At 61.8% G+C, this 21,436-nt stretch carries 20 protein-coding genes; 14 read left to right on the top strand and 6 right to left on the bottom strand.

All coding sequences use genetic code 11. The annotated features are described in order from the left end of the window. The first annotated feature begins 13 nt into the window (after nt 1–13). Nucleotides 14–1,390: a DNA repair protein RadA gene (gene radA / locus EGJ68_RS16595; protein ID WP_123035665.1), complete on the top strand. Its 1,377-nt coding sequence runs from the start codon at nt 14–16 to the stop codon at nt 1,388–1,390. 25 nt (nt 1,391–1,415) lie between these two features. On the opposite strand, the gene EGJ68_RS16590 is transcribed toward radA, so the two are convergent. Together EGJ68_RS16590 and ettA are read right to left on the bottom strand one after the other, a co-directional pair. Then, nucleotides 1,416–1,802, bottom strand: coding sequence for a PilZ domain-containing protein (locus EGJ68_RS16590; RefSeq protein ID WP_123035664.1), 387 nt, complete (start codon nt 1,800–1,802; stop codon nt 1,416–1,418). Between the two features lie 49 nt (nt 1,803–1,851). Continuing rightward, nucleotides 1,852–3,516, bottom strand: coding sequence for an energy-dependent translational throttle protein EttA (gene ettA / locus EGJ68_RS16585; protein WP_123035663.1), 1,665 nt, complete (start codon nt 3,514–3,516; stop codon nt 1,852–1,854). Nucleotides 3,517–3,779: 263 nt separating this feature from the next. Between ettA and EGJ68_RS16580 the strand changes: the two genes are divergently transcribed. From EGJ68_RS16580 to EGJ68_RS16565, 4 genes are read left to right on the top strand one after another with little or no spacing between them, the layout of a single operon-like run. Beyond that, entirely contained in the window at nt 3,780–4,880 is a 1,101-nt protein-coding gene (locus EGJ68_RS16580) for a transporter (RefSeq protein WP_233248869.1), read from the top strand. Between the two features lie 58 nt (nt 4,881–4,938). Next, nucleotides 4,939–5,436 (top strand): YfiR family protein, encoded by a 498-nt coding sequence (locus tag EGJ68_RS16575; protein ID WP_233248875.1) that lies wholly within the window; start codon nt 4,939–4,941, stop codon nt 5,434–5,436. Beyond that, nucleotides 5,436–7,493, top strand: a complete 2,058-nt coding sequence (locus EGJ68_RS16570) for a putative bifunctional diguanylate cyclase/phosphodiesterase (protein WP_123035661.1) — start codon at nt 5,436–5,438, stop codon at nt 7,491–7,493. The genes EGJ68_RS16575 and EGJ68_RS16570 overlap by 1 nt, the downstream gene beginning before the upstream one ends. A gap of 2 nt (nt 7,494–7,495) precedes the next feature. Further along, a complete protein-coding gene (locus EGJ68_RS16565) occupies nt 7,496–7,999 on the top strand; it encodes a cupin domain-containing protein (protein ID WP_123035777.1) in 504 nt (167 codons plus the stop codon). On the opposite strand, the gene EGJ68_RS16560 is transcribed toward EGJ68_RS16565, so the two are convergent. The 3 genes from EGJ68_RS16560 to EGJ68_RS16550 are packed head-to-tail and all read right to left on the bottom strand — an operon-like array spanning nt 7,996 to nt 10,844. Continuing rightward, nucleotides 7,996–9,051, bottom strand: coding sequence for a succinylglutamate desuccinylase/aspartoacylase family protein (locus EGJ68_RS16560; RefSeq protein ID WP_123035660.1), 1,056 nt, complete (start codon nt 9,049–9,051; stop codon nt 7,996–7,998). The two genes, EGJ68_RS16565 and EGJ68_RS16560, sit on opposite strands and share 4 nt — an antisense overlap. A 6-nt stretch (nt 9,052–9,057) precedes the next feature. Next, nucleotides 9,058–9,504 carry an ATP-dependent zinc protease family protein gene (locus EGJ68_RS16555; protein WP_123035659.1) on the bottom strand — a complete coding sequence of 149 codons (447 nt, stop codon included), beginning with the start codon at nt 9,502–9,504 and terminating at the stop codon, nt 9,058–9,060. Continuing rightward, nucleotides 9,501–10,844, bottom strand: a complete 1,344-nt coding sequence (locus EGJ68_RS16550) for a UDP-glucose dehydrogenase family protein (RefSeq protein WP_123035658.1) — start codon at nt 10,842–10,844, stop codon at nt 9,501–9,503. The genes EGJ68_RS16555 and EGJ68_RS16550 overlap by 4 nt, the downstream gene beginning before the upstream one ends. Nucleotides 10,845–11,026: 182 nt before the next feature. Between EGJ68_RS16550 and glyA the strand changes: the two genes are divergently transcribed. Continuing rightward, nucleotides 11,027–12,289 carry a serine hydroxymethyltransferase gene (gene glyA, locus EGJ68_RS16545; RefSeq protein ID WP_123035657.1) on the top strand — a complete coding sequence of 421 codons (1,263 nt, stop codon included), beginning with the start codon at nt 11,027–11,029 and terminating at the stop codon, nt 12,287–12,289. A gap of 1,064 nt (nt 12,290–13,353) precedes the next feature. Here glyA and EGJ68_RS16540 read toward each other — a convergent pair. Continuing rightward, on the bottom strand, nt 13,354–15,255 hold the full coding sequence (locus EGJ68_RS16540) for a gamma-glutamyltransferase family protein (RefSeq protein ID WP_123035656.1): 1,902 nt from the start codon (nt 15,253–15,255) through the stop codon (nt 13,354–13,356). 200 nt (nt 15,256–15,455) lie between these two features. Between EGJ68_RS16540 and nrdR the strand changes: the two genes are divergently transcribed. The 8 genes from nrdR (at nt 15,456) to EGJ68_RS16500 (ending at nt 21,425) form a co-directional block, all read left to right on the top strand. Then, complete coding sequence (gene nrdR, locus EGJ68_RS16535; protein WP_123035655.1) at nt 15,456–15,932, top strand: transcriptional regulator NrdR; 477 nt, start codon at nt 15,456–15,458, stop codon at nt 15,930–15,932. A gap of 21 nt (nt 15,933–15,953) precedes the next feature. Next, complete coding sequence (ribD, locus tag EGJ68_RS16530) at nt 15,954–17,072, top strand: bifunctional diaminohydroxyphosphoribosylaminopyrimidine deaminase/5-amino-6-(5-phosphoribosylamino)uracil reductase RibD (protein WP_123035654.1); 1,119 nt, start codon at nt 15,954–15,956, stop codon at nt 17,070–17,072. Between the two features lie 49 nt (nt 17,073–17,121). After that, complete coding sequence (locus EGJ68_RS16525; RefSeq protein WP_123035653.1) at nt 17,122–17,784, top strand: riboflavin synthase; 663 nt, start codon at nt 17,122–17,124, stop codon at nt 17,782–17,784. Between the two features lie 31 nt (nt 17,785–17,815). Next, nucleotides 17,816–18,919 carry a 3,4-dihydroxy-2-butanone-4-phosphate synthase gene (gene ribB / locus EGJ68_RS16520; protein ID WP_123035652.1) on the top strand — a complete coding sequence of 368 codons (1,104 nt, stop codon included), beginning with the start codon at nt 17,816–17,818 and terminating at the stop codon, nt 18,917–18,919. Between the two features lie 30 nt (nt 18,920–18,949). Beyond that, nucleotides 18,950–19,426 carry a 6,7-dimethyl-8-ribityllumazine synthase gene (gene ribH / locus EGJ68_RS16515; protein WP_123035651.1) on the top strand — a complete coding sequence of 159 codons (477 nt, stop codon included), beginning with the start codon at nt 18,950–18,952 and terminating at the stop codon, nt 19,424–19,426. A gap of 8 nt (nt 19,427–19,434) precedes the next feature. Next, nucleotides 19,435–19,887, top strand: coding sequence for a transcription antitermination factor NusB (nusB, locus tag EGJ68_RS16510; RefSeq protein ID WP_027950858.1), 453 nt, complete (start codon nt 19,435–19,437; stop codon nt 19,885–19,887). After that, a complete protein-coding gene (gene thiL, locus EGJ68_RS16505) occupies nt 19,887–20,807 on the top strand; it encodes a thiamine-phosphate kinase (protein ID WP_123035650.1) in 921 nt (306 codons plus the stop codon). Before nusB ends, thiL begins: the two co-directional genes overlap by 1 nt. 90 nt (nt 20,808–20,897) lie before the next feature. Then, nucleotides 20,898–21,425, top strand: a complete 528-nt coding sequence (locus EGJ68_RS16500; protein WP_233248868.1) for a phosphatidylglycerophosphatase A family protein — start codon at nt 20,898–20,900, stop codon at nt 21,423–21,425. The last annotated feature ends 11 nt before the right edge of the window (nt 21,426–21,436 follow it).

Below are 21,436 nucleotides of genomic sequence, written 5' to 3'. Positions count from 1 at the left end.
AGCAGGGCAGGGCATGGCGAAGAGCAAAACGGCGTTCGTGTGTAACGAGTGTGGCTCGGACTATGCGAAATGGCAGGGTCAGTGCAACGACTGCGGCGCCTGGAACTCACTGTCGGAGGTGCGTCTCGGTGGCCCGGCAGGGGCCGGTGCCGCCCGCAGTGGCAAGGCTCGGGGTGGTTTTGCCGGCACCGTGAGCGAAGCACGCCTGCTGGGCGAAATTGACCTTGAGGAGCTGCCGCGCTTCAGCAGCGGTGCGGAAGAGTTCGACCGGGTGCTGGGGGGCGGACTGGTGCCGGGGTCTGCGATTCTGGTCGGCGGCAATCCGGGCGCCGGCAAGAGCACCCTGCTACTCCAGACCATGTGCCATCTGGCGGCCAACATGGATGCCCTTTACATTACCGGCGAAGAATCCCTGCAGCAGGTGGCCATGCGCGCGCGTCGTCTGGGGCTGGCAACAGACCGCCTGCGGCTGATGACCGAAACCCATGTCGAGGCCATTATCGCTGCCGCAGAGAACCATCGCCCGCGGGTGTTGGTGGTGGACTCGATTCAGGTTGTGCACTCCGACGACCTGAGTTCTGCGCCGGGCAGTGTGTCCCAGGTGCGTGAGTGCGCGGCATTTCTCACCCGGTTTGCCAAACGCACCGGTACGGTGCTGTTTCTGGTGGGGCACGTCACCAAGGACGGTTCCCTGGCCGGCCCCAAAGTGCTGGAGCACATGATCGACTGCTCCATCCTGCTGGAGGGTGGGCACGACTCGCGCTTCCGTACCCTCCGCGGGCAAAAGAACCGCTTCGGTGCCGTCAACGAGCTGGGCGTATTCGCCATGACCGAGCAGGGCTTGCGGGAAGTGCGCAATCCTTCGGCCATTTTTCTCGACCGCAGTAGCGAGCCTGCCTCCGGTAGTGCGGTGATGGTGGTTTGGGAAGGTACCCGGCCGTTGCTGGTGGAAATCCAGGCACTGGTAGACGCCAGCGCACTGGGCAACCCGCGCCGCGTGGCCGTGGGGCTGGAGCAGAACCGCCTCGCCATGCTGCTGGCAGTGCTGCACCGCCACGGCGGCCTGCAGGTGGGGGACCAGGACGTCTTTGCCAACGTGGTTGGCGGCGTGAAAGTGCTGGAGACCAGCGCCGACCTCGCCCTGTTACTGGCGATTGTGTCGAGCTTCCGCGACCGACAGCTGCCACGGGATATGGTGATCTTTGGCGAGGTGGGCCTTTCCGGCGAGATCCGCCCCGTGCCCAGCGGCCAGGAGCGCTTGTCAGAGGCTGCCAAGCACGGTTTCCGCCGGGCCATCGTGCCGAAAGCGAATGCGCCGCGCGGGGACATTCGCGGCATGCAGGTTATTGCGGTGTCCCGCCTTGAGGAGGCCCTGGCGGCGGTGGAATAGACGCGCTGCGAGCACGCGGACGCCGTTAGTCGTCCTCGACGTCGCTCTCCTCGTCGAGCCTGCGCAGCTCGCCGTCCAGCACATCGGGGTTGTTGAGATGGGCGGCCAGCAGGCGCCGCAGAGGGTCGATATTCTCCCGGTCCACGTGGTCGACCTTGAACCCAAGGCGCCCGTTCTCTACATGCTGAAGATAGGCAAACAGCTCCAGCGGCTCGGCAGCACCGGTGTTGATCAGCAGTGTGAAAGGTTCGTTGTACTGCGCGTCCCACACATCCGGCTGATCTGTGGCCGCGCCACCCAGGGAAATGTCGATCAAGCGCTGATGCCAGGTGCTGCCGCCCTGCTGCACCTCCACGGGCAGGTCGATGGCGACGCGGGTGAAGGCTCGGCGTTCAATAGGAGTGTCAGTCATGCCAGATCTCTTGCGTTTGCTGTTGGTGAAATCATAGCCTACACCGGGCCTACTTCAACTTGCGATACTTGACCCGGTGCGGTTGCGCGGCCGCCGCGCCCAGACGGGCCTTGCGATCCTCCTCGTATTCCGTGAAGTTGCCTTCGTGGAACACCACATTGCCATCGTCTTCGTAGGCCAGGATATGCGTGGCAATCCGGTCCAGGAACCAGCGGTCGTGCGAGATCACCAGCGCGCTCCCCGGGAACGTGAGCAGCGCTTCCTCCAGCGCGCGCAGGGTTTCTACATCAAGGTCGTTGGTCGGTTCGTCGAGCAACAGCACGTTGGCGCCCTGCTTGAGCAGGTTGGCCAGGTGCAGGCGATTGCGCTCGCCGCCGGAAAGATCCTTGACGAACTTCTGCTGGTCCGAGCCCTTGAAGTTGAAACGCCCCAGGTAAGAGCGCGAATTCACCTCGTAGTTGCCGATGCGGATCACATCCTGACCGCCCGATACCTGCTCCCACACCGTCTTGCTGCCGTCCAGGTCATCGCGCGACTGGTCGACATAGCCCAGCTGGACAGTCTCCCCCACCTTGACCTCACCGCCGTCCGGCTGCTCCTCGCCCATCAGAATCCGGAACAGGGTCGACTTGCCCATGCCGTTGGCGCCGATGATGCCGACGATACTGCCCTTGGGTACCGTGAAGCTGATATTGTCGAACAACAGTCGCTCACCGTAGGTTTTCTTCAGGTTCGTGACTTCCACCACGTTGTCGCCCAGGCGCGGCCCCGGCGGAATGTAGATTTCATTGGTCTCGTTGCGCGCCTGGAACTCCTGAGATTGCAGCTCCTCATAGCGTTGCAGGCGCGCTTTGCTTTTCGCCTGACGGCCCTTGGGGTTACTGCGCACCCACTCCAGTTCCGCCTTGATCGCCTTCTGATGCGAGGCTTCCTGCCGCTTCTCCTGCTCCAGACGCGACTCCTTGGCTTCCAGCCAATCCGAGTAGTTGCCCTCGTAGGGGATGCCGCGGCCCCGGTCCAGCTCCAGAATCCAGCCGGCGGCGTTGTCCAGGAAATAGCGGTCGTGGGTAATGGCCACCACCGTGCCCGGGAAATCGTGCAGGAACTTCTCCAGCCAGGCGACGCTCTCGGCATCCAGGTGGTTGGTCGGCTCATCCAGCAGCAGCATGTCAGGTGCCGACAACAGCAGACGGCACAGCGCCACCCGGCGCCGCTCACCACCAGACAGCGTGGTTACATCCGCATCCCACGGCGGCAGGCGCAGCGCATCCGCTGCCACTTCCAGCTTGTGGTCCAGATTGTGGGCATCGGTGGCCTGGATAATGTCCTCCAGCCGCGCCTGCTCCTTCGCCAGCGCATCAAAATCCGCGTCCGGTTCCGCGTAGGCGGCATACACCTTGTCCAGCCCCGCCAGCGCGTCTACCGCCTCCTGCAGGCCTTCCTCGACATTGCCGCGCACGTCTTTTTCCGGGTTGAGCTGCGGCTCCTGCGGCAGGTAGCCGATCTTGATACCCGGCTGCGGGCGCGCCTCGCCCAAAATGTCCGTGTCTATTCCCGCCATGATGCGCAGCAGCGTTGACTTGCCCGAGCCGTTCAATCCGAGTACGCCGATCTTGGCGCCCGGAAAGAAGGACAGCGAAATGTCTTCGAGGATCTTCTTTTTCGGCGGCACTACCTTGCCGACGCGGTTCATGGTGTAGACGTACTGAGCCATCTGGTTGCGTTGCCTTTGTTGGTCGAAAATGTGGGCGGATTCTAGCAGGAATCGCCGGGGGATTCAGTCGTCGCGCAAGCTGCTATCGCATGCGCACGGCGTGCGGAAAGGCGGTGCTCCTGTGCATCTCTGTTTTTTGTTGCAGGACCCTGTCGTCGCCGGCGCGTTGCAGTTTGTTTCAGTTTATCCCGCCACTTCGTGTCAATCTAAGCCGGTAAAAGTGTGATGCAGGTCACACAAAAGGGGGTCTTGAGACGTTTTTCATGTACCAGATGCTTTCAGGGTGGAACAGCGTGGGCGCAATACGATTTGCGGGTGCAGTCCTGTGTCTTTTCGCCTTTGGGGTATCGCAGGCAGTTGCTCAAAGCACGCCGTCCGAATTCGCGGAACTGACACTACATCAGCTTCAAAGACAAACCATACACGAAGGGAAAGGCAGTGATGGAAGCGTTTTAGCATCACCTTGGGCACTGATTTACGAGTACCGACTATCAGAGTTCGAAGGTTACCTGGATGGAGACCGGGCCCTGAGTTTTCAGGACGTGCTATGGAACGGGCCCGGCGAGCAGCGTACGGATAAAAACTTTCCGGTGGTGCCTACGGTGATTCGCCAGTCCGCGCATATCCTGGGGCTGGAATACAAATTCAATTCGTACTGGCGCGGCCATGTCTATTTGCCCTACGTCGCTCAGGAAACCGACCACATCAGCATCGTTCGCGATTATGGGTTCTTCATATTGGAGACCTCGGGCCTTGGTGATGTCGCGCTGACTGCCAGCTATGCACTGGACACCCCGAGAGGCGATAGTTGGGTATTCTCGGGAGGTATTAGCCTCCCGACAGGCTCTATAGATGAAGAAGGTGACACGCCGCGGGCTCCTGGGAATCAGCAGCTGCCGTACACGATGCAGCTGGGCTCCGGAACCTACGACTTCCCCTTGGAACTGAGTTACCGCCCAGGCGCCAGCGGGAACCTTGTATTCGGCCTTTCCGCTAACCTACGGACGGGCAGGAATGAGCGGAATTATCGTCTTGGAAACAATTATGCGGCCAGCGTACGCTACGAAGTCGATATTTCGCCGAATATCCAGGCCACCGCAGGACTTCACCTTGGTTACAGTGGCTCCATCCTGGGGCGCGACAGTTCACTTATGGTGGAAGCGCCGTTTCCGTACCCCGCCAGCATTACAAACCCCGGACTGTATGGCGGCCAGAAACTGCGTGCGCAGTTTGGTCTTGCCTGGAGAGTTACTGATCGTTTGCAGTTGAACATGGAGACGGGTGTGCCTGTCCATCAAGAGCTCAATGGGCCGCAGCCAAAAGAGCGATGGCGCAGTTCAATTCAGTTCTTGCGAGCGTGGTAGGGTGTCAGCGTTGCTTGACCGGCGGTGCAAACCAGGCTTTCTCGCCAGAGTGAGCGGGATGGTGGGAGCGTTGGTTTTGCTTGTGTCGGCCATGCCGGCTTTGTCGGGCGAAAGGCTGGTCAAGGAACAGAAGATCAAGGCCGCGTATCTCTTCAACTTCACCAAATACATTGAATGGCCGGACAAGGATGGCTCGGGACAGGCTGCGCGGGTCGCGATCTGCATCAACGATTTCCCGCCATTTCTCGATTTTCTGACGGATCTTGTCACGGGCAGGCGCGTTGGTAGATCACAGGCTGCGGTAGAGGTTTATTCACTGGATGAGTCGTCGGCGTGCGATATCATATTTTCTCATCATGCATTTGATCCTCCGCCATCCGAGCATAATGGCGCCCTGATCGTAGCGGACTCCGGGTCGATAGACGTCCCGGGCGCTGCGATTGTATTTTTCGTTGAAGAAAACCGCGTCCGTTTTTTCTTCCAGCAAGATAATCTTGTGCAACTCAACGTCCTCGTCAGTTCAGAACTGCGAAAGTTGGCGAGGAGCGGCGCCTGATGACTGAACGAATGCTCGCGTCATTGTCGTTCTTTCAAAGGCAATTTCTGGGCACGGTGGGAATCAACCTTCTGTCCCTCATCGTGATGTCTGGGCTGTTTTTTACAACGTTTGTTCAAAACCATGAAGACAACATGGTTGAGGTCACACAGGGGAAGGCCACACTGCTGGGAGCGACCAGCGCATCCGCGTTGTTGTTTGCTGACAAGTACTCTGCTGTCCAGGCGCTGGCCTTCCTCGAGCAATACGCTACTACGCGGTATGCGCAAATCTATGATGCCAATGGAGCGTTGTTTGCTGAATATATTCGCCCCGGTGAAGAGGTTGATTTTTGGCTGACCGACTTCGAGGAAGGCCTGTTTTTTGCCAACGGCAATGTTTATGTATCGCACACCATTACACTTGATAACGAGAACCTGGGTGTCATTGTCGTTTCAGAAAGCGGCAATGCCTCACTCGCGCAAAGACAGCGTTATTTGGCGATAGGCTCCCTGATTTTTTTCGGAAGCGTCGTCTTGGCTTACATGCTGAACTGGCGGCTACAGAAACTGCTCGCCGTACCCGTAAGCAGGCTGGTCGAATTTGTCCGCCATGTGGCGGAGCACAAAGTCTACCACCAGCGGCTTGATGTGTTGCGACAAGACGAGATAGGCGATGTAGTGTCGGGTGTGAACGCCATGCTGGACACCATAGAACGGCATGAGTCCGAATTGTACGCTCGTGCAAATTACGATGAATTAACGGGGCTGCCGAACAGGCACATGCTGGGGGATCGTCTGTCACATTCGATAGAGATTGCCTCGAGACGAAAAAACTCCCTTGCCCTGCTGTTTCTGGATCTCGACCGGTTCAAAGTGATTAACGACAGTCTCGGTCATGGGCTGGGTGACGCAGTGCTGGTTGCCGTGGCGCGCATCTTGTCAGGACTCTTGCGACAGTCAGACTCTGTATGCCGCTTTGGCGGAGACGAGTTCATTATCTTGTTGGAAGATATCGAACGGGACGAAAGCGTTGAGTACATTGCGGGAAAAATCCTGGCGGAACTGGCAAAGCCATTGCACCTGGAAGGGCATGTTTTGCACGTTTCCGCCAGTATTGGTGTCGCCCAGTTTCCGCACCATGGCGGTGATGCGGCCACGTTGTTAAGGCATGCCGACATGAGTATGTATCATGCCAAAGCTCAGGCTCCGGGGCAGATTCACTATTTCCACAGAGACATGGAGACACTGTCGAAACAGCGACTGAGTCTTGAGGTGCAGGTTCACAAGGCGCTGGAAGAGCAAGAGTTCTCCCTGGTTTATCAGCCACAAATCAACCTGGCCAGTGGCGAGATAGTCGGGTTTGAAGTCTTGGTGCGCTGGCTGGTGAACGGTCGGTATGTCCCCCCGACTGATTTTTTGCCGGTGCTCGCTGAAGCTGGCTTTATGGACCGGTTCAGCCGGTGGGTGCTGGAAGAGGCCTGCATGCAGAATTCTGCCTGGCAAGCGGCGGGTCTGCTACCGGTAAAGGTGGCTGTCAATCTGCCGGCGACCTTCTTTAATGATAGTCGGGCAGTGGCGGACATCATGTCGATTCTGGAAAAATCCAGGCTGAATGCAAGGTGGCTTGAGATCGAAATCACTGAGGATACTTTTATTGCTTCCACGTCCAGTGCCGTGAAATCCCTGGCATCCTTGCGAGATAAGGGCGTCACTATTGCAATAGACGATTTTGGAACCGGCTACTCTTGCATGAGTTACTTACAGAACCTTCCCGTAACGGTCCTGAAAATAGATGGGTGTTTTGTCCGCGGTATCTCAACCAAAGCAAACAGCGGCATCGTCAGGTCGATAACGACTCTCGGAAAGAGCCTGGACATGCTGGTTGTGGCGGAGTGTGTCGAGACGGAACAACAAGCCGCGGTGCTCAAAGACATCGGCTGCGATATTCTTCAGGGTTACTTGTACAGCAAACCTCTCTGCGTTGATGATGCGCAGGATTATCTGGCGAAGCAGGCGGTGCGGGCGCAGCGTTATGGCAAAGAGCAATATTCTAATATTGCGTTTAAGGGGGGATGACCATGCGTCGGTTGGTGATGCTGCATGTGCTTGCCGTTTTTCTCATGGTATTTCCTGCCGGAGTAAGAGCTGACCCGTTAGCTGGGCATGCGAAGGTTGAGACCTTGGTCAAGAGCCCGCTCATGTGGAACGGCGATCTTCTGCCACACTATGCCGACGGCCAGCCCGAAATAACGATTCTAAGGTTCGAAATCCCACCGGGCACAAGCCTGCCCTTGCATGTGCACCCCTATGCCAATGCGGGCGTGCTCTTGAGCGGTGAGTTGGTGGTGCATGCTGAAGACGGCTCGAGCAGGCATTTAAAAGCAGGAGATACACTGATAGAACTGGTGAACATCCGTCATTACGGCTCCAATGACGGCGCGGTGCCGGCTGTCATTCTGGTGTTTTATGCGGGAATTCAGGGTGAGTCAGTTACGCGGATCATCGCACGAGAGCCACCGGCAGGTGAGCCATCTGGTGACGGCGTGCCTCACGGTGGCGGCACTGGTCATTCGGGAAGCTAAATCGCAATCGGCGCTGAACTCAAATTCTCCGGATCCAACTCCGAGGCATCCGGCTCATGCGCCTCGTGAAACTCGTCCACCTCCCAATTCGCCTTGGCCCCGATCTCCGCTATATGAAACAGCGCATCGCCTTCATACGCCAGTGGCAGATTGGTGCGCCCGATCACAATGCCGTGGGTATCCGCCACCACATCCGTCTCACTGGTGCCCATCGGGTCCGCGATAAAGCCGATCGTCTGGCCCTGCTGCACCTCTGCCCCCAGCGGTACCAGCACCCGCAGGATGCCGCTCTCCGGCGCACGCACCCAGCGGGTATTGCGGCTGATCGTCGGCGGGCGTGAGCGGGCGCGCGAGCGGCGCAACATGCCGATATGGCGCATGACGTTGAGCACGCCTTTCACCCCGGCGCGAATATAGATCTCGTCAAAGCGCAGCGCCTCGCAGGACTCGTAGAGCAGCACCGGTACGCCAAGGTCACCGGCCGCCTGGCGCAGGGAGCCGTCGCGGATCTTGGCGTCGATGGCAATGGGAGCGCCAAAGGCTTCGGTCATGCCCAGCACCGTAGGGTCTTCCAGGTTCGCGCGTATCTGGGGGAAGTTGCTGCGGTGGCGGGCACCGGTGTGCAGGTCGATGCCGTGGGTGCAGTGGGCGACAATGTCCTGCAGGAAGGTGTGTGCAATGCGCCCGGTCAGGGAGCCGCGAGCGGAGCCGGGGAAGGACCGATTGAGGTCGCGCCCGTCAGGCAGGTACCGGGTGTGGTTGATGAAACCGTAAACATTGACGATGGGTATGGCGACCAGCGTGCCGCGCAGCCGGTCGAGGTGCGGGTCCTTGAGGATGCGACGGATGATCTCCACGCCGTTGATCTCGTCGCCGTGCACGGCGGCACAGACGAAAAGCACTGGCCCCGGGCGTTTGCCGCGCACCACTTGTACGCTGATGGACAGGTTGTCGTGGGTGTAGGTGGGCGCAACGGGTATGTCGATGACCTTGCGTTCGCCCGGCTGGATAACCTGGCCGCCTATTTTCAGTGCCTTGCCGTTTGCCGGCATCTGCCGTTATTCCTGTGAGCGTGCCCGCCTGCCAAGCAGGTAGGACTGACCGGGGTCCACCAGGCAGCGACCGCGCATGGCGGTGCGCCCGAGCAGCATGCGGAAGCGCATGTTTTCACGGTCGGTGAGGGTGATTTCGGCGTCGATGTGTTCGCCGCCCAGTGCTATGGCTGTCTGGATAACATAGCGCACTTCCCGGTGTCCGCCCGAGTCGGTGACCTGGCGCTGGTCCACCACGCGCGCCTCGCAGTCGACCACCAGTGCGGTGTTGCCTTGCTGAGGGTGTATGCCAAAGCGCACCCAGGGCTCTCCGTCGCGTTCAAACGGTTCAACGTAGAAGGCGTGCAGGGCACTGGTGCGTGCGCCGGTATCCACTTTGGCTTTGATCTGCGTGATGCCGAGCTCGGGCAAGCTCAGCCATTCCCGCCAGCCCAGCGCCACCTTTGCAGTCATGCCGGTTTTGCCAGGGAACGGCCGCGGCCGATGCCGTAGTATTCGATGTCCAGCTCTTCCATCTGCGCCGGGTTGTACAGGTTGCGACCGTCAAAAATCAAGGGTGTACTGAGTTCACGCTTGATCAGTTCGAAGTCGGGTGACCAGAACGCTTTCCACTCGGTGCAGATCACCAGCGCGTCAGCCCCCTGCAGGGCATCCTCCTTGTGCGCGCAAAGCGTCAGCTCTTCACGTTCGCCGTAGATCTCGCGGCAGGCCTGCATGGCCTGCGGGTCGAAGGCGCGCACTTTGCCGCCGCAGGACCAGATACCCTCCATCAGGTAGCGGCTGGGGGCCTCGCGCATGTCATCGGTGTTGGGTTTGAAGGACAGCCCCCACACGGCAATGGTCTTGCCGCTCAGGTCGGCACCCAGGCGCTCCATGACCCGTTCCGCCAGCTTGTTTTTCTGCCGCTGGTTGGTGTCGTGCACGGCGGTGAGAATGCCCGCGCGATGGCCGTGCTGCTCTGCCAGATGCTTGAGCGCGCGCACGTCCTTGGGGAAGCAGGAGCCGCCGTAGCCGCAGCCGGGGTAGATAAACTGATAGCCAATGCGCGGATCTGACCCCATGCCGCGACGCACCAGTTCGATGTCGGCGCCCACGGCTTCGGCGATGGTGGCCATTTCATTCATGAAGCTGATTTTGGTGGCGAGCATGGCGTTGGCGGCGAGCTTGGTCATTTCCGCACTGCGTGGGTCCATATGCATCACTTTTTCGTGATTGCGGTTGAACGCCTGGTACATGCGCCGCAGTTCTTCCAGCACGCGTGGCGATTCGGTGCCGATGATGATGCGGTCGGGGCTCTGGCAGTCGGCCACCGCGGAACCTTCCTTGAGAAATTCAGGGTTGGACGCCGCTTCGACTGCGATCGACCGCCCCTGGTTGTGCAGGGTTTGCAGGATGTGCCGGTGCACGGTATCGGTGGTGCCGACCGGCACCGTGGATTTGGTGATGATCACCTTGCGGCTGGTCATGTAGCGGGCGATGGAGTCTGCCACCTGCATCACGTAGGTGAGGTCGGCGGAGCCATCCGTGCCCGCTGGTGTGCCGACGCAGATGAAGAGGAAGTTACTGGCCTGTACCGCCTCTTTGGCGTCCGTGGTGAACGACAGCAGCCCGTTGCTGATGCCGTTGCGAATAAGCTGCGACAGGCCCGGCTCGTAAAAAGGCACATCGCCTTCGCGCAGCCTGTCGACGCGGCCCGCGTCGATATCCATGCAGACGACCTTGTGGCCCACATCGGCAAAAATCGCGGCCTGCACCAGGCCCACATAGCCACTGCCAAAAATACTGATATTCATCGTTTACCGAGGGTTCCTGTGTCGCTGTTGCGGGTTGACCGCTCACTCTATGTCATAACAGTGACAGAAATAATACAGGAATCGTCCGGCGGTGACTCTCCACTTATATGCAGCGCCGAATTTGGGTAAAATGCGCCGCTCATTTCACGGGCCGCCGCGGCCCCGCCTGCCAGGGGACACCGATGTTTGACCAGCGCATGACCATTGAGGGGTTCGACGACGAGATTTTTGCCGCTATCAAGGAGGAGGAGCGTCGTCAGGAGGAGCATATCGAGCTGATTGCCTCCGAAAACTACACCAGCCCACGGGTTATGGAAGCCCAGGGCACCGTACTGACCAACAAGTACGCCGAGGGTTACCCGGGCAAGCGCTATTACGGCGGTTGTGAGTACGTGGATAAGGCCGAGCAGCTGGCGATCGAGCGCGCGAAGACACTGTTCGGTGCGGATTACGCCAACGTTCAGCCCCACTCCGGTTCCCAGGCCAATTCGGCGGTATACCAGGCGCTCTGTCAGGCCGGCGACACGGTGCTGGGCATGAGCCTGGCGGACGGGGGGCACCTCACCCACGGTGCCAAGCCCAACTTTTCCGGTAAAATGTACAATGCGGTGCAGTACGGCCTGAAAGCCGACACCGGTGAAGTGGATTACGACCAGGTCGAAGCGCTGGCCCTGGAACACAAGCCGAAGATGATCGTGGCCGGCTTCTCTGCCTATTCACGGGTGATGGACTGGGCGCGCTTTCGCACAATCGCCGACAAAGTGGGCGCCTACCTGCTCGTAGACATGGCGCACGTGGCCGGTCTTGTCGCCGCGGGCGTTTACCCCAACCCGGTACCGCATGCAGATGTGGTGACCTCCACCACCCATAAAACCCTGCGCGGGCCGCGCGGCGGCATCATTCTGGCGCGCGCCAACGAAGCACTGGAGAAGAAGTTCCAGTCTGCCGTGTTCCCGGGTGGCCAGGGTGGCCCGCTGATGCACGTGATCGCGGCAAAAGCGGTGAGCTTCAAGGAAGCCCAGAGCCCCGAGTTCATTGCCTACCAGCAGCAGGTAGTGGCCAACGCCCGGGCAATGGCCAAGACCTTCATTGATCGGGGCATCAACATCGTCTCCGGTGGCACCGACAACCACCTGATGCTGGTGGACCTGATCGGCAAGCCCTACACGGGTAAGGATGCCGACGAGGCCCTGGGCAATGCGAACATCACGGTGAACAAGAACGCGGTACCCAACGATCCGCGCTCACCGTTCATCACCTCCGGCCTGCGCGTGGGCACGCCGGCCATCACTACCCGCGGGTTCAAGGAAGCGGAGACTATCGAGTTGGCGGGGTGGATGTGTGATGTGCTGGAGGCGCTGGAGCAGGGGTCCGCGCATGCGGCGATTGCTGATGTGAAGGCCAAGGTGCTGGACATCTGTGCGCGGTTTCCTGTTTATCGGTGAGTTGGGACTTCGTAGCGCGGCCCGAAGCGGCGCACGGGTGGGCGAACGGCCACTGTCTCGCGATCACCTCCGGGCCGCTGCGCAACTCGACCATTTTTGCTGCGCAAAAATTGGGACTCGAACAGTGCTCGCGGACTACCCCCTACGGTGATCGCGAGCCAAAGCTGTGGCCTGAATGTTCGCCCACCCGTGCACCGCATCGGGCCTGAAGGCTGAGCCTGCGAAAGGATCAGTGAGATAGCGGGAGGGAAGTCCAGAAAGCGTGGGATCGACGCTGCAACATTTAGAACAAGCTCCACGGCTCATCTTAATCCATCTCAATCCATGGGGCGCGTCAACCCGGCCACCTCTGGGCAATCTGCACTGTGCGAGCCGCCCACCTCTGGGAAATACGCTCTGTATGAGGGACGGCGTGGGTTATCGCGGCGAGAACAATCAGGCCACAGCTTTCGTTTTCCATCATCGTAGGGGGCTTTACGNCGCTGCGCAACTCGACCATTTTTGCTGCGCAAAAATTGGGACTCGAACAGTGCTCGCGGACTACCCCCTACGGTGATCGCGAGCCAAAGCTGTGGCCTGAATGTTCGCCCACCCGTGCACCGCATCGGGCCTGAAGGCTGAGCCTGCGAAAGGATCAGTGAGATAGCGGGAGGGAAGTCCAGAAAGCGTGGGATCGACGCTGCAACATTTAGAACAAGCTCCACGGCTCATCTTAATCCATCTCAATCCATGGGGCGCGTCAACCCGGCCACCTCTGGGCAATCTGCACTGTGCGAGCCGCCCACCTCTGGGAAATACGCTCTGTATGAGGGACGGCGTGGGTTATCGCGGCGAGAACAATCAGGCCACAGCTTTCGTTTTCCATCATCGTAGGGGGCTTTACGGCGAGCACTGTTCGAGTCCCAATTTTTGCGCAGCAAAAATGGTCGAGTTGCGCAGCCGCCCGGAGATGATGGAAAACGAGTGGCCGTTCTCGCCGCGATAACCCACGTTGTCCCGCCGCTACGAAGCTCCAAACCCGGCAGCCCCGGCAGCCCCGGCAGCCCCGGCAGCCCGGTAGGCTGCTACCAGGCAATCCCGTAGTCATCCCCGTAGTCCGACGCACCACCCTGCATCACCCCATGCTCATGATCGAACCAGATCGCCGTGGTCGGGTTGTAGGTGCGCTCCACCACCTCTACCGAGTACCCCATGCGCTCAAGCTCGGCACGGGTAAACGGCGATACCAGCGGTGTGACCTGCAAACGCCCGGGTTCTGACTGGTGCGCGCCAAACGAGCTCTGCATCTGGTAGCTGAGGATGTTGTGCGCCTCCGCCGCCTGCTGCACGTTCATGTCGAACTCCACCATGTTGAGAAAGAACTGCAGCAGATTCTGGTCCTGGGTGTCGCCCCCCTGTACCGAGAAAGCCATCAGTGGCTTGCCATCCTTGAGCGCCATCGATGGCGTCAGCGTGACTCTGGGGCGCTGGCCGGGCTGCACCACGTTGTAGGGGTTCAGGGCCTCGTCCAGCACAAAGCTTTGCATGCGCTGGCTCAAGCCAACGCCGGTGTTGCCGGCGATAAATGCGGGTATCCAGCCACCGGACGGGGTGACGGAGATCACCCAGCCTTCGGCATCCGCCGCCTGAATCGAGGTGGTGCCTGCCAGGAAGGCCTCGTCTGCCGTCATCACGCCGGCTTGCTGGAAGCTGTCAGCCCCCTCGGCATCGGCGGCAGGGGGTATCGGGGTCCACTGTTGGCGCAGAGTCTCGAACGGGTTCTTGCCGCGCTGATGGCGGTAGGGGTCGCCCGGCTTGAGATCGGTGAGGTTGTGGTCGCTGGGCATGAGCTTGCGGCGTTCGTCGGCATAGCGTTTGGAAAGCAGGCCGGCGATGGGTTCTTCCGGTGGCATGTAGGGGTCGCCGTAGTAGAAGTCGCGGTCGGCGAAGGCCAGGTTCATGGCCTGGTACAGCGTGTGGATGTAGCGTGTGCTGTTGTAGCCCATGGCTTGCAGGTCGAAACCTTCCAGCAGGTTCAGTGCCTGCAGCAGGGCGGGCCCCTGGGTCCAGGTGGTGAGCTTGTAGACGTCGATGCCGCGGTAGTTCACGCTCACCGGCTCTTCGAGGATGACCTCCCAGTCGGCGAGGTCTTCGGCGGTGATGAGGCCGCCCGCGGCGCGGTTGCTGCGCACGATTTCGGCGGCAATGTCGCCGCGGTAGAAGCGCTCATAGGCGGTCATGATGGCGGCCTTGCGGTCGGCCCCCGCCGCCAGTGCACGGGCTTCCGCCTCCACCAGCTTTTGCAGCGTGGCGAGCAGATCGGCCTGCTGGAACACCTCGCCGGGTGCGGGCGCTGCGCGCTGCTCCGGGGCCTCGCTGTTGAAGTGGGGCAGGAACACGCGCCGGGAATCCGGCCACTGCTCCAGGATATCCCGGCGGCTTTCGATGAAACGTGCCTGAGTGGCTTCGATGGGGTAGCCGCGAGCCATTTCCATGGCGGGCGCCAGCACGTCAGCCAGACTCAGGCGGCCGAATTCCGCCACCATCATCATCAGGCCGCCCGGGGTGCCGGGCGTAACCGCTGCCAGTGGGCCGTATTCCGGCGGGTAGAGCATGCCCTGTTGGCGGAAAAACCCGGGCGTCGCACCGGTAGGGGCAACCCCCAGCGCGTTCAAGCCGATCACTTTGCCGGTGTTCGGGTTGTAGATGAGCGCCTGGGTTTCCCCGCCCCAGCCCAGCACGTCCCACATGGTGGCGGTAACGGCGAGCATTGCCGCCGCGGCATCAATGGCGTTGCCGCCCTGCTGGAACATCATGGCGCCGGCGGTGGCGCCCTGTGGCTTGCCCGTCACGGCCACCCAGTGCTTGCCGAGCAGCACCGGGCGCGCGGTTTTCTGGGCAAATGAGGCCGTGGGCCAGATGACGCTCAGCGCCAGGGTGAGCGCCAGGGTGCGTTGAATGAGCCGGACTGGAAAGCGAGCGTGCATGGGTTTCTCCTCTGACAGTGGGCTGAAGATAGCAAAGTTGCGCGCGCTTGGCGCAGCAGGATGCCCGTATGGATGCACAGTACGCTAGTGGAGATGAACGTGGCTGCACGTGCTCGTGCCCCGGCTTTCCGCCCTCTTGCTGCGCTAGGCAGAGCCAAAATGTGTTAGGCTTCAGGCACTTGTCCTATAGGTGAACGTTCATGCACTGCCCGTTTTGCGCTGCCGATGATACCAAGGTAATCGACTCGCGATTGGTTGCCGAAGGCGACCAGATTCGCCGCCGTCGCGAGTGCCTGAGTTGTCATGAGCGTTTTACCACCTACGAAGTGGCAGAACTGGTGATGCCGCGCATCATCAAGCACAACGGCAACCGCGAACCCTTTGATGAGGCCAAGCTGCGTGCGGGCTTCCAGCGCTCACTGGAAAAGCGCCCGGTGCCGGTGGAGGACGTGGAAGCCGCCATCAACCACATCAAGCATGCGCTGCGGGCGACGGGTGAACGGGAAGTGGGGTCGCGTGTGGTCGGTGAGCTGGTGATGGAGCACCTCAAGCAGCTGGACCAGGTGGCGTACGTGCGGTTCGCTTCCGTTTACCGCAAATTCCAGGATATCGCCGAATTCAAGGACGCTATCGAGTTGCTGGAATCCGAGCCGCGGCCCGAGCGCGGCAGCGCCTGAGCGGCGCGGCAAGGCACCTGCATGGCTGACACGGCGTTTGATACCCGCATGATGGCGCGGGCCCTGCAACTGGCTCGTGAGGGCCGTTACTCCGCCATGCCCAATCCCCACGTGGGCTGTGTGCTGGTGCGCGATGGCCAGGTGATCGGCGAGGGGTTTACGCAGCCTGCCGGCGGCAACCATGCCGAGGTGGAGGCACTGGCGGCGGCGGGCGATGCTCGTGATGCCACGGCCTATGTCACGCTTGAACCCTGTAGCCACCACGGTAAAACAGGCCCCTGTACCGAGGCATTGCTGGCAGCCGGGGTAGTGCGTGTGGTCGCCGCCATGCAGGACCCCAACCCGCAAGTGGCCGGCAGCGGCCTTGCCCGCCTGGAGGCCGCCGGCGTGGCCGTCGAGTGTGGCTTGTTACAGGCCGAGGCGGAGTCGGTTATTCCCGGTTTTGTCGCCCGCATGCGCCGTGGGCGGGGGCGGGTGCGCGCCAAACTGGCGATGTCGCTGGATGGGCGCACGGCCATGGCCTCTGGCGAGAGCCAGTGGATTACCGGCGCGGCTGCCCGTCGCGATGTGCAGCGGCTGCGGGCGATGAGTTGTGCCGTGGTCACGGGCGTCGGCACGGTGTTGTCGGATGATTGTTCGCTCACTGTACGTGCCTCCGAGCTGGGATTGCCCGCTGCGCTGGCGACCCGCGCCGCTGCCCGTCAGCCGCTGCGTGTCGTGTTGGACTCGCGGCAGCAGGCACCCGTCCGGGCGCGGGTCTTCAGCCAGGACGCGCCAACGCTCTGGTGCCACGATAGCGCTCACACGCCGATTGTATCCGCACCGTCCCCGTTTAGTGAGCTGCTGGCCCTGGGCCGTGCCGCTGGTGGGCTGGACCTGCAGGCGCTGTTTACCGAACTCGACAGGCGGCAGTGCAACGAAATTCTGGTAGAATCCGGGCCCCGTCTGGCGGGTGCACTTTTACAATTGGGCCTTTTGGACGAATTGATCGTATACATGGCGCCGACCCTGCTGGGGAGTACCGCACGGCCGCTGCTGGCGTTGCCACTGGAGGCCATGGCGGACAAGGTGCCGCTGCGGCTGCGCGACGTGCGGCAGGTGGGCGAAGACTGGCGATTTACCGCCGTACCGGGCGCCTGAGCCGTGCGCGCCAGGCAACCGGCGTGCGACACAAGACACAGGGCAGACTATGTTCACAGGAATTATCCAGGCCGTTGGATCCATCGCCACGCTGCAGCCGGCGGGTGGCGACCTGCGCCTGCGGGTCCACAGCGGCAAGCTGGATCTCGCCGATGTGCAGCTGGGTGACAGTATTGCCACCAATGGCGTCTGTCTCACGGTGACCGAGTTGCCTGGCGATGGCTACTGGGCGGATGTGTCCCGCGAAACCCTGGACTTCACCACACTCGGTGGCCTGCAGCCCGGCAGCCGTGTCAACCTGGAGAAGGCCCTGACGCCCGCGAGCCGTTTGGGCGGTCACATCGTCAGTGGCCATATCGACGGTGTGGGGGAGGTGGTCAGCGCTGTGGAAGATGGCCGCTCCTGGCGCTACGTGATGCGCGCACCGGATGGCCTCGCCAAGTACATCGCGCACAAGGGCAGTATCTGTGTCGACGGCACCAGCCTCACCGTGAACGCCGTGCATGGCGCGGAGTTCGAACTCAACATTATTCCCCAGACGCGGGCGGAAACCGTGTTCGCCGAATACCGTCCCGGTAGCCCGGTGAATCTGGAGGTGGACGTGATTGCGCGCTATCTCGAGCGGCTGGTACTTGGCGATGCCGCCGCTGTGCCGGGGCAGGCGGGCGTCTCCCTCGCTACCCTGGCTGAAAATGGCTACCTGCGCGGCTAACCGCGCACCGTCCCACAAGGATCGCAAAGGCATGCAGACAAACAGCGTAGACGAACTGATCAGCGACATTCGCCAGGGCCGCATGGTGGTGCTGATGGATGACGATGACGACAGCAATAATGAAGGCGTGGTGATGGTGGCGGCGGATCATGTGAGCGCCGCGCACGTCAACTTCATGGCACGTCAGGCCCGCGGCCTGGTGTGCCTGGCGCTCACCGAGGAACGCTGCCGCCAGCTGGACCTGCCGCCCATGGTGCCGGCAGCACACGGTGAAAAATCCAATTTCACGCTGTCTATCGAGGCTGCGGAGGGCATTGACACGGGTATTTCGGCGGCGGATCGCGCGCGCACCGTGCAGGCTGCCGTTGCGCCGCAGGCGGTGCCCACCGATATTGTGCAGCCCGGTCACATTTTCCCGCTCACCGCACTGCCCGGCGGCGTGCTTACCCGCGCCGGCCACACCGAGGCCGCCAGTGACTACGCGGCGCTGGCGGGCCTGCTGCCGGCGGCGGTCATCGCCGACATCCTCACCCCCGAGGGTCTGCTGGCGGATGGTCCTGCGCTGGTTGAGTTCGCCCGCAGCCACGATTTGAAGATAGGCACCATCGCCGACCTCATCCATTTCCGTATGGTTAATGAGCGCACCATCGAGCGCGTGCGCGACGGCGAGATCGACACGGTGTACGGCCGTTTCCGCCTGCTCGCCTACCGCGACAATACGGCTGGGGAACTGCACCTCGCACTCACCTGCGGTGAAATAACCGCGGACGAACCGACGCTGGTGCGGGTGCATGTGGCCTCTACCCTGCGCGACCTGGTGGCAAGCCGCATAGACGGGCGACCCTCGTGGCAGTTCGGCGCCTGCATGGCGCGCGTGGCGGAGGCGGGGCGCGGTGTGATCGTGCTGCTCGCCGGCGATGAAAGCGGCGAACAGCTGCTCGACAGCATCGACATGGCGCTGGGTGAAGCGCCCTCCAGCGCCCGCGCGCTGCCGGATACCTACACCAAGGTGGGCCTGGGCTCGCAGATTCTCAAGGACCTGGGGGTGGGAAAAATCCACCTCATGGGCGCACCCATCAAGTACAATGCCATTTCCGGTTTTGACCTGGAAGTGCTGGAATACCTGGCGCCCTAGTGCCCGGGCACACACGAACAAGGAATTCGCATGACAAACATCAAGACAATCGAAGGGGATTTCACGGCTGCCGATGGTCAATACGCACTCGTGGTCGGCCGCTGGAACAGCTTTGTGGTTGAGCACCTGCTCGAGGGCGCGATTGACGCCCTGCGCCGTCACGGCGTGAGAGAAGAGCAGATGACCGTGGTGCGCGCACCGGGTGCCTTCGAAATACCGCTGGTGTGCCAGCGCGTAGCGAAACAGGGCGGCTTTGACGCCATTGTGGCACTGGGCGCCGTGATTCGCGGTGGCACCCCGCATTTCGAGTATGTGGCGGGCGAGTGTACCAAGGGCATCGCACAAGTGAGCCTCGACCACGGCATTCCCATCTCCTTTGGCGTACTCACCGTGGATTCCATTGAGCAGGCGGTTGAGCGCTCCGGCACCAAGGCCGGCAACAAGGGCGCGGAGGCGGCGCTGTCGGCGCTGGAAATGGTCAGCCTGCTGGGCCGGATCGGGAGCTGAGCGCTGCCGTGAGCAAACAAGCCCGCAATACCCTGGCCGCCGAGCGCCACAAGGCGCGGCACTACGCCATGCAGGCGCTCTACCAGTGGCATATGGCGGAAGCGCCGGTGAGTCAGATCGAGGCGGAGTTCCGCAGCGATTACGACTTCAACCACGTGGACCTGGAGTACTTTCAGGCCCTGCTGCACGGTGTGCCGGGCTGCGTGGATGAGCTGGAGGCAACACTCGCGCCGCTGCTGGACCGCAAACTCGACGAGCTGGACCCCATCGAGCGCAGTCTGCTGCGCATGGGCATCTTCGAGCTGCAGCAGCGCATCGACGTGCCATGGAAAGTGGTGATCAACGAAGCCGTCTCCCTGGCGAAAAAGTTCGGCGCCACGGACAGCCACAAATACATCAACGGCGTTCTCGATAAAGCGGCTCGCCAGTTGCGCAAGGCCGAAACCGACGCCAGCGCCTGATGCCGGCTGACGAGTTCTCCCTGATCGCCCGCTATTTCTCCGCCCTGGGGGCAGGCCCGGCCGTTGAGCTGGGGGTGGGTGATGACTGCGCGATTCTCTCGCTGCAAACTGGTGAGCGCCTGGCCACATCGGTGGATACCGTCGTTGAAGACGTGCACTTCCCTGCGGACAGCCTGCCAGAAGATGTGGCCTACCGCGCCGTGGCTGCCGCCGCGTCAGACCTCGCTGCCATGGGCGCGCGCCCACTCGGTATGACCCTGGCGCTCACCCTGCCCGCGGCCGACGAGCTGTGGCTGCACAGCTTCAGCCAGGGTCTTGCTGCCGCGGCAAGCGCCTTCTCGCTGCCGCTGGTGGGCGGTGACACCACCCGCGGCCCCCTGACCATTACCGTGCAGGTGCTCGGTGCCCTGCCCCCCGGGCTGGCACTGACCCGCGGCGGGGCACAGCCCGGCGACGCAGTTTACGTGTCGGGTACCCTGGGTGATGCCGCCGCCGGGTTGGCGGTGCTGCAGGGCCGCTATCGTCCGAGCCTGGAGGCCGCCGAATATCTGGAACAGCGTTTTTTCCGGCCCACGCCGCGACTGGCGCTCGGTGCCACCCTGCTCAATACCGCCACGGCGGCAATCGACCTCTCCGATGGCCTGCTGGCTGACGCGGGGCATATCGCCGCCGCCAGCGGCGTGCAGCTGCGCATCGATGCGCAGGCGCTGCCCCTGTCTTCGGCGCTGGAGGCCCATCCTGACCGTGCGCAGGTGTTGGCCTGGGCGCTGGCCGGCGGCGACGACTACGAACTGTGCTTTTGTTTCCCCGCTGCCGTGCAGCCGCCTGCGGGCTGTAGCCGAATCGGCGAGGTGACGGAGGGGGAGGGCGTTGTGTGCCCCGGGTTTGAGCCGCTTGCGCCGGGCTATAACCATTTCTGAGCCGGCCCCCGGGTAGACCCGGCCGTCGCGCGGGAAGGAAATCACCGGTTGTTCCCGCGTCAAAGCACAGTAAACTGGGCGCTCGACCGCATGGATACACGCCCCATGGCCAAGTCTGCCGCTCCACCGCCCCCTGCATTGCTGCGCAACCCTGTGCAATGGCTCGCCTTCGGCTTCGGTAGCGGCTTGTCGCCGGTTGCCCCGGGCACCGTGGGCACGCTGGCGGCCGTGCCGTTGTTCCTGCTGGTGGATGCCGCGCTTGCCAGCACAGCGTTCCCGCTGCTGTGGTACACCCTGTTTGTGCTGGCAACGGCCGTCGCCGGCGTCTGGATTTGTGAGCGCGCCAGCCAGCAGCTGCAGGTGCACGATCACCCGGGCATTGTCTGGGACGAGTTTGTCGGCTACTGGATTACCATGTGGGCCATGCCCGCAGGCTGGATGTGGGTGGTGATCGGCTTTGTGGTGTTTCGTGTATATGACATCGCCAAACCCTGGCCGATCGGCGCGCTGGACCGCAAGGTGGCCGGCGGTTTCGGCATCATGATCGACGATATTGTGGCGGGGATCATGGCCTGCATCACCGTGCATATCGCCCTCTGGCTGATGGCGGTCGGGTAGCCTGGTGAGCT

Origin of the sequence: Haliea alexandrii (assembly GCF_003719295.1) — a bacterium.
In the GTDB taxonomy this organism is placed as follows: Bacteria; Pseudomonadota; Gammaproteobacteria; order Pseudomonadales; family Halieaceae; genus Haliea; species Haliea alexandrii.
The sequence above is the reverse complement of the archived record's forward strand: the minus strand, read 5'-3'. Positions and strand labels throughout refer to the sequence as shown.

Excerpts from the sequence above, each read along its gene's own strand:
- EGJ68_RS16570 (WP_123035661.1), top strand. The coding sequence starts at position 5,436 with ATGACTGAACGAATGCTCGCGTCATTGTCGTTCTTTCAAAGGCAATTT.
- ribB (WP_123035652.1), top strand. The coding sequence starts at position 17,816 with ATGCAGACAAACAGCGTAGACGAACTGATCAGCGACATTCGCCAGGGC.
- EGJ68_RS16555 (WP_123035659.1), bottom strand. The coding sequence starts at position 9,504 with ATGACTGCAAAGGTGGCGCTGGGCTGGCGGGAATGGCTGAGCTTGCCC.
- EGJ68_RS16565 (WP_123035777.1), top strand. The coding sequence starts at position 7,496 with ATGCGTCGGTTGGTGATGCTGCATGTGCTTGCCGTTTTTCTCATGGTA.
- glyA (WP_123035657.1), top strand. The coding sequence starts at position 11,027 with ATGTTTGACCAGCGCATGACCATTGAGGGGTTCGACGACGAGATTTTT.
- EGJ68_RS16580 (WP_233248869.1), top strand. The coding sequence starts at position 3,780 with ATGTACCAGATGCTTTCAGGGTGGAACAGCGTGGGCGCAATACGATTT.
- EGJ68_RS16525 (WP_123035653.1), top strand. The coding sequence starts at position 17,122 with ATGTTCACAGGAATTATCCAGGCCGTTGGATCCATCGCCACGCTGCAG.
- EGJ68_RS16575 (WP_233248875.1), top strand. The coding sequence starts at position 4,939 with ATGGTGGGAGCGTTGGTTTTGCTTGTGTCGGCCATGCCGGCTTTGTCG.
- thiL (WP_123035650.1), top strand. The coding sequence starts at position 19,887 with ATGCCGGCTGACGAGTTCTCCCTGATCGCCCGCTATTTCTCCGCCCTG.
- EGJ68_RS16550 (WP_123035658.1), bottom strand. The coding sequence starts at position 10,844 with ATGAATATCAGTATTTTTGGCAGTGGCTATGTGGGCCTGGTGCAGGCC.
- ettA (WP_123035663.1), bottom strand. The coding sequence starts at position 3,516 with ATGGCTCAGTACGTCTACACCATGAACCGCGTCGGCAAGGTAGTGCCG.
- radA (WP_123035665.1), top strand. The coding sequence starts at position 14 with ATGGCGAAGAGCAAAACGGCGTTCGTGTGTAACGAGTGTGGCTCGGAC.
- EGJ68_RS16560 (WP_123035660.1), bottom strand. The coding sequence starts at position 9,051 with ATGCCGGCAAACGGCAAGGCACTGAAAATAGGCGGCCAGGTTATCCAG.
- ribD (WP_123035654.1), top strand. The coding sequence starts at position 15,954 with ATGGCTGACACGGCGTTTGATACCCGCATGATGGCGCGGGCCCTGCAA.
- ribH (WP_123035651.1), top strand. The coding sequence starts at position 18,950 with ATGACAAACATCAAGACAATCGAAGGGGATTTCACGGCTGCCGATGGT.
- EGJ68_RS16590 (WP_123035664.1), bottom strand. The coding sequence starts at position 1,802 with ATGACTGACACTCCTATTGAACGCCGAGCCTTCACCCGCGTCGCCATC.
- EGJ68_RS16540 (WP_123035656.1), bottom strand. The coding sequence starts at position 15,255 with ATGCACGCTCGCTTTCCAGTCCGGCTCATTCAACGCACCCTGGCGCTC.
- EGJ68_RS16500 (WP_233248868.1), top strand. The coding sequence starts at position 20,898 with ATGGATACACGCCCCATGGCCAAGTCTGCCGCTCCACCGCCCCCTGCA.
- nrdR (WP_123035655.1), top strand. The coding sequence starts at position 15,456 with ATGCACTGCCCGTTTTGCGCTGCCGATGATACCAAGGTAATCGACTCG.